Origin of the sequence: Rhodococcus sp. EPR-147 (assembly GCF_001647185.1) — a bacterium.
In the GTDB taxonomy this organism is placed as follows: domain Bacteria; phylum Actinomycetota; class Actinomycetes; order Mycobacteriales; family Mycobacteriaceae; genus Rhodococcoides.
Genome location: NZ_LVCU01000281.1, coordinates 1 through 6,109 on the forward strand (window position 1 = coordinate 1; position 6,109 = coordinate 6,109).

Sequence of the window (6,109 nt, forward strand, 5' to 3'; positions counted from 1 at the left end):
CGTGCGTCGGGCTTCCGCTACTCCCAGCGCGCCTACCTCCTGCAGTTCCGTCGCCGCGGCGCAGGCACGGTTCTGCTCGATCCGATCCCGGTCACCGGCGACCTCGCTCCGCTCGCCGAGGTGATCAACCCGCTCGAGTGGGTACTGCACTCCGCAGATCAGGATTTGCCGGGACTCGCCGAGCTCGGCTTTGTACCCGCCACGCTCTACGACACCGAACTCGCAGGCCGCCTCGCCGGATTCGATCGAGTGGGGCTCGGAGCCATCGTCGAACGCACCCTCGGACTGGCGTTGCAGAAAGGCCACGGAGCGGCCGATTGGTCCACCCGGCCGCTACCCGACACCTGGCTCAACTACGCAGCACTCGACGTCGAGGTTCTGCTCGAGCTGCGCGACGCAATGGCCGAAGAGCTCGAACAGCAGGGCAAAACCGAATGGGCCACACAGGAATTCGCCCACATCCTCACCCTCGGGCCACCCAAACCCAAGACCGACAGATGGCGTCGGACATCGGGAATCCATGCGATCAAATCTCCCCGCACTCTTGCTGCCGTTCGCGAATTGTGGAGCACCCGAGACGAACTGGCGGCCAAGCGTGACGTGGCACCGAGCCGGGTGTTGCCCGACTCGGCCATCGTGGCGGCCGCAACGGCGGACCCCAAATCCGCGCGCGAGCTCGAGCAGCTACCGGTATTCGGCGGTCCCCGTCAGCGCAGATCGTCCCGATTGTGGGCCTCGGCCCTGACCCGTGCGCGGGCGCTCCCGACATCCGAATTGCCCTCGATGGCAGCGTCTTTCGACGGTCCACCCCCGGTCAATCGGTGGGCTCGCCGCGATCCCGATGCGGCAGCGCGACTAGCCGACGTACGAGCGGCGATGACCGAGCTCAGCGAATCGGTGTCGGTGCCGGTCGAGAATCTGTTGATGCCGGATCTGCTGCGCCGCCTGGTGTGGGATTGGCAGAGTCCGGTCGATCCCGATGTCGACCCTGCCGAGCTGATCGAGGCCCGACTGGCCGACGGCGGGGCCCGGCCCTGGCAGCGAACGCTGGTGGTGCCGGTACTGACGAAGGCACTGCACCCTTCTCAAGTTACCGACGGGTAATACCCGCTACAGTAGGGGTCGCGTCCGGGCACCCGGGCGAGTCGTCCGCATCTGTCGGGAGGATCGAAAAGCGTGTCTGTACCCGCGTCCACCAGCTCACAGAGGAATGTTGTCTTCGTCGACGGCATCCGTACCCCGTTCGGCAAAGCAGGCCCCAAGGGCATGTACGCCGACACTCGCGCAGACGACCTCGTCGTCAAGGCAATCCGCGAACTCCTTCGCAAGAACCCCAATCTCCCTCCCGAGCGCATCGACGAGGTCGCGATCGCCGCGACCACGCAGACCGGTGACCAGGGTCTGACCATCGGCCGTACGTCCGCGCTGCTCGCCGGACTCCCCCGCAGCGTCCCCGGCTTCGCGATCGACCGCATGTGCGCGGGCGCGATGACCTCGGTGACCACCACCGGGTCGGGCATCGGCTTCGGCCAGTACGACGTCGTGATCGCAGGTGGCGTCGAGCACATGGGCCGCCACCCGATGGGTGAGGGCGTCGACCCCAACCCGCGTTTCCTCGCCGACAAGCTCGTCGATCCCAGCGCGCTGGTGATGGGCAACACCGCCGAGAATCTGCACGACCGGTTCCCGAGCATCACCAAGGACCGCACCGACGCGTACGCCGTCGCCAGCCAGAACAAGTACGACGCGGCCAAGAAGGCCGGCTTCATCGCCGACACTCTCGTGCCCGTCGCCACCAAGTCCGCCGCAGGATGGGGCCTGGCCACCGAGGACGAGCCGCCTCGCCCCGGAACCACCGTCGAAGACCTCGCCAAGCTCAAGACGCCGTTCCGTCCCGCCGGTCGCGTCACCGCAGGCAACGCCGCAGGACTGAACGACGGTGCCACCGCCGCGATCCTCGCCGGCGAGGACACCGCGCACGAACTCGGCCTGAACATCGGTATGCGCATGGTCGGCTTCAGCTTCGCCGGCGTCGATCCCGCCGTCATGGGCATCGGACCGGTCCCCGCGACCGAGAAGTTGCTCGGCCGAACCGGATTGAGCATCGACGACATCGGCCTGTTCGAGATCAACGAGGCCTTCGCCATCCAGGTCCTCGCGTTCCTCGAGCACTACGGCATCGCCGACGACGATCCGCGCGTCAACCAGTGGGGCGGCGCCATCGCGTGTGGCCACCCCCTCGCATCCTCGGGTGTTCGCCTGATGACGCAGCTGAGCCGCCAGTTCGCTCAGCAGCCCGACGTCCGCTACGGCTTGACGACCATGTGCATCGGTCTCGGCATGGGCGGCACCGTCATCTGGGAGAACCCCAACCACGCTGACTATTCAGGAGCGAAGGCATGAGCGACATCACCACAGCGTTCAGCGACGAGGTAGTCACGAACGCGTTCACGAAGCTTGTCTCCGTACCGGGGCTCGACGGCTCCATCGCCCTGGTGACCTTGGACAACGGCTTCGATCACACCAAGCCGTCGACCTTCGGTCCCGGTGGACTGGCCAAGTTCGACGCCGCCCTCGACGAGGCATTCGCAGCGAACCCGGTGGCCATCGCCGTCACCGGTAAGCCGTTCATCTTCGCCGTCGGTGCCGACCTCAACGGTGTGCCGAACATCAAGACCAAGGACGAGGCGCTGCAGATCGGACAGCTCGGTCACAAGGTCTTCCGACGCCTGCGCGAGTCGACCGTTCCGACGTTCGCCTTCATCAACGGTGCCGCACTCGGTGGTGGCCTCGAAGTGGGACTGCACTCGCACTATCGGACCGTCGCGGAGAACGCTGCCGCACTCGGTCTTCCCGAGGCCTTCCTCGGCCTGGTACCGGGATGGGGTGGAACTCAGTTGCTGCCCAACATCATCGGAGCCTCGAACGCGGTCACCGTCGTCATCGAGAACGCACTGAACCAGAACCGCGTCCTCAAGCCGCAGCAGGCACTCGACCTCGGCATCGCCGACGCCCTCTTCGGCGGAGCCGACTTCCTCGAGCAGTCCCTCGCGTGGGCTGCTCAGGTCGTCAAGGGCGAAATCACCCCTGCCCGTCCCGAGATCGACCGCGGGCAGGCCTGGGACGACGCCATCGCCCGCGCCAAGGGCATCGTCGCGGGCAAGACCAACAACTTCGCCCCCGGCCCCGTCGCCGCGGTGGAGCTGCTCGAACTCGCCAAGAGCACCGACATCACCGACTCTGCTTCACTCGACAAGGCCTTCGCGGCCGAGGACGAGGCCCTGTCCACGTTGTTGGTCAAGGACGAGCTCCGGGCCGGGCTGTATGCCTTCGACTTGGTGCAGAAGCGCGCCAAGCGTCCCGCCGGTGCACCCGACAAATCGCTGGCGCGCAAGATCTCCGGCGTCGGAATCGTCGGTGCCGGCCTGATGGCCAGCCAGCTCGCACTGCTGTTCGTTCGGCAGCTGAAGGTGCCGGTGATCCTCACCGACATCGATCAGGAGCGCATCGACAAGGGCGTCGGCTACGTCCACGGCGAGATCGACAAGCTGCTCGGCAAGAAGCGCCTGTCCCCCGATGCCGCAAATCGGTTGAAGGCGTTGGTGTCCGGCTCGATCGACAAGTCCGCGTTCGCGAACACGGATTTCGTCATCGAGGCCGTGTTCGAGAACCTGGACGTGAAGAAGAAGGTGTTCGCCGAAGTCGAGGAATTCGTCTCTGCCGACACGATACTCGCGACCAACACGTCCTCGCTGTCGATCACCAAGATGGCGGCAGACCTGAAGCACCCCGAGCGCGTGGTGGGCTTCCACTTCTTCAACCCCGTCGCAGTCCTGCCACTGCTCGAGGTCGTCAAGGGTGAGAAGACCGACGATGCCACTCTCGCAACGGCATTCGCGACGGCCAAGACCCTCAAGAAGTCGGCCGTACTGTCGGCGGATCTCCCCGGATTCGTCTTCAACCGTCTCGTCACTCGCGCGTCGAACGAGATCATCAGCGCAATCGACGAGGGCACCCCGTTCGATGTCGCCGACGGCGCTGTGGGCGAACTCGGCATGCCGATGAGTCCGCTGACGTTGCTGGCACTCGTCGGACCGGCCGTCGCTCTGCACACCGCCGAAACCCTGGCCGAGGCATACCCGGAGCGGTTCAAGGACTCCGCCGGGTTCCGCGCTCTCGTCGAGGCGAAGAAGCCGGGTGTGTGGACCTACGGACCCGAGGGCCAGGTCGTCGATCCCGAGGTCGCCGCACTGTGGCCGCAGGGCGATTCGCCGTCGACCGCCGAGCAGGTGCTCGAGCGCACCCGCAACGCGATCGCCGACGAGATCAAGATCATGCTCGACGAGGGCGTCGTGGCTGCAGCCGAGGACATCGACCTCTGCCTGCTCCTCGGCGGCGGATTCGGCTTCTGGAACGGCGGCATCACTCCGTACCTGGACCGTAGTGGGGCTTCCGAGGCCGCCACCGGTCAGCGCTTCCTCGCACCGGGCGTCGCCAGCGTCTAGCACTGCCCGCCGAGTTCGAGGTTATGGACGGATTTCTCCGCATTTTCGTCCACAACCTCGAACTCGGCTTTTTCGTGTCGAGATAAGGTCTGATCCGATGAACAGCGAACGCAGTCGGTTGATCGGAATCGGCTACCGCATGCTGGGTTCCTACAGCGACGCCGAAGACGCCGCCTCCGAGGCTCTCGTTCGCTGGTACCGACTCACCGACGCCGAACGCGACGCCATCGACGTCCCAGCGGCGTGGCTCACCCGAGTGGTAGGCCGCATCTGCCTCGACGTACTGAGTTCCGCTCGCGCTCGACGCGAGAACTACGTCGGTCAGTGGTTGCCGGAACCTGTCCCCGGCGTCGATTCCCGCGACGCGACCACGATGGACCCGGCCGACCGAGTAGTGCAACAGGATTCGGTGACCCTCGCGCTGCTCGTCGTGCTCGAGTCACTCGGTCCGGCGCAGCGAGTCGCCTTCGTACTGCACGACGCGTTCGCCGTTCCGTTCGACGAGATCGCCACCGTCCTGGATCGATCACCGGCCGCCTGCCGCCAACTCGCCTCTGCCGCACGAGCTCACGTGCATTCCCGTCACCGCTCCGTCGCCGACCCCATCGACCACGACCGCGTCGTGCGGGCTTTCGCGTCGGCCTCGGCAGGCGGAGATCTCGCATCCCTCGTCTCGGTGCTCGCGCCCGACGTCGCCCTCGTCAGTGACGGCGGCGGCCACGTCTCCGCGGCCCGCAACGCCGTCCTCGGATCCGATCGAGTCGCTCGGTTCGTTCGCGGCATCACCGCCAAATCGACCGACCTCGAGTGGTCCATCGAACCCGTCAACGGCCTGTCGGGCATCGTGATGCGGCGCGGCAGCGCGGTGTTCGGCGTCATCGGGTTCGACGTCGCCGACGGCGTGGTCTCGAGCGTCTGGATCGTGCTCAATCCGGACAAACTCCGGCGTTGGGTCTGATGCACGCCATACATTCGTCGCGGCTGTGTCGTCAGAGAGTTGAGGCCCGCCACACGCGGTCCGATCAACTCTCGAGAAACGGGTGGATACGCGATGAAGCTAGCCGTAGCCGGGGGAACCGGAACAGTCGGAGTGCACGTGGTCGAGGTTGCGCGTGAACGCGGCCACGACGTGGTCGTTCTGTCGCGATCTGCGGGTGTGGATCTCGTCACCGGGGCAGGACTGTCCGACGCCATGTCCGGAGTCGAGGCGGTCGTGGACGTCGCGTCGACGCGGACGGTCTCGGCGAGAGAGTCGACGGCGTTCTTCGCCGCCGTCACGCGAAACCTGCTCGAGGCGGAGAGCGCGGCCTGTGTCGGCCATCACCTGGCGCTGTCGATCGTCGGAATAGACGAGGCACCGCACGGCTACTACGCCGGAAAGGTGGAGCAGGAGAGCCTCGTTCGTGCTGGAGCAGTGCCCTGGACAATTCTTCGAGCCACTCAGTTCCACGAATTCGCCGGCCAGATCCGCGCGCAGGCGTCGTTCGGTCCGGTGAGCATCATCCCGAAGATGGTCTCGCAACCGATCGCGGCCCGCGAGGTCGCCGAACGACTGATCGACCTCGCGGAGCGGTCCCCGGCAGGTCGGGTCGCCGATCTCGGGG

5 protein-coding genes are annotated in these 6,109 nt (G+C 66.2%); all 5 read left to right on the top strand.

Annotated features, from left to right (window positions below; genetic code table 11):
- Positions 1 to 1,104, top strand: a 1,104-nt coding sequence (locus tag A2J02_RS13345; protein WP_068050621.1) for an HRDC domain-containing protein, incomplete at its 5' end; no start/stop codon positions are given.
- 72 nt (positions 1,105 to 1,176) lie between these two features.
- Positions 1,177 to 2,403 (top strand): thiolase family protein, encoded by a 1,227-nt coding sequence (locus tag A2J02_RS13350; RefSeq protein WP_068050622.1) that lies wholly within the window; start codon positions 1,177 to 1,179, stop codon positions 2,401 to 2,403.
- Positions 2,400 to 4,505, top strand: a complete 2,106-nt coding sequence (locus A2J02_RS13355; protein ID WP_068050623.1) for a 3-hydroxyacyl-CoA dehydrogenase NAD-binding domain-containing protein — start codon at positions 2,400 to 2,402, stop codon at positions 4,503 to 4,505. Before A2J02_RS13350 ends, A2J02_RS13355 begins: the two co-directional genes overlap by 4 nt.
- Positions 4,506 to 4,602: 97 nt before the next feature.
- On the top strand, positions 4,603 to 5,463 hold the full coding sequence (gene sigJ / locus A2J02_RS13360; protein WP_068050624.1) for an RNA polymerase sigma factor SigJ: 861 nt from the start codon (positions 4,603 to 4,605) through the stop codon (positions 5,461 to 5,463).
- A 93-nt stretch (positions 5,464 to 5,556) separates the two neighbouring features.
- On the top strand, positions 5,557 to 6,109 hold a 553-nt coding region (locus A2J02_RS13365), incomplete at its 3' end, for an SDR family oxidoreductase (protein WP_068050625.1).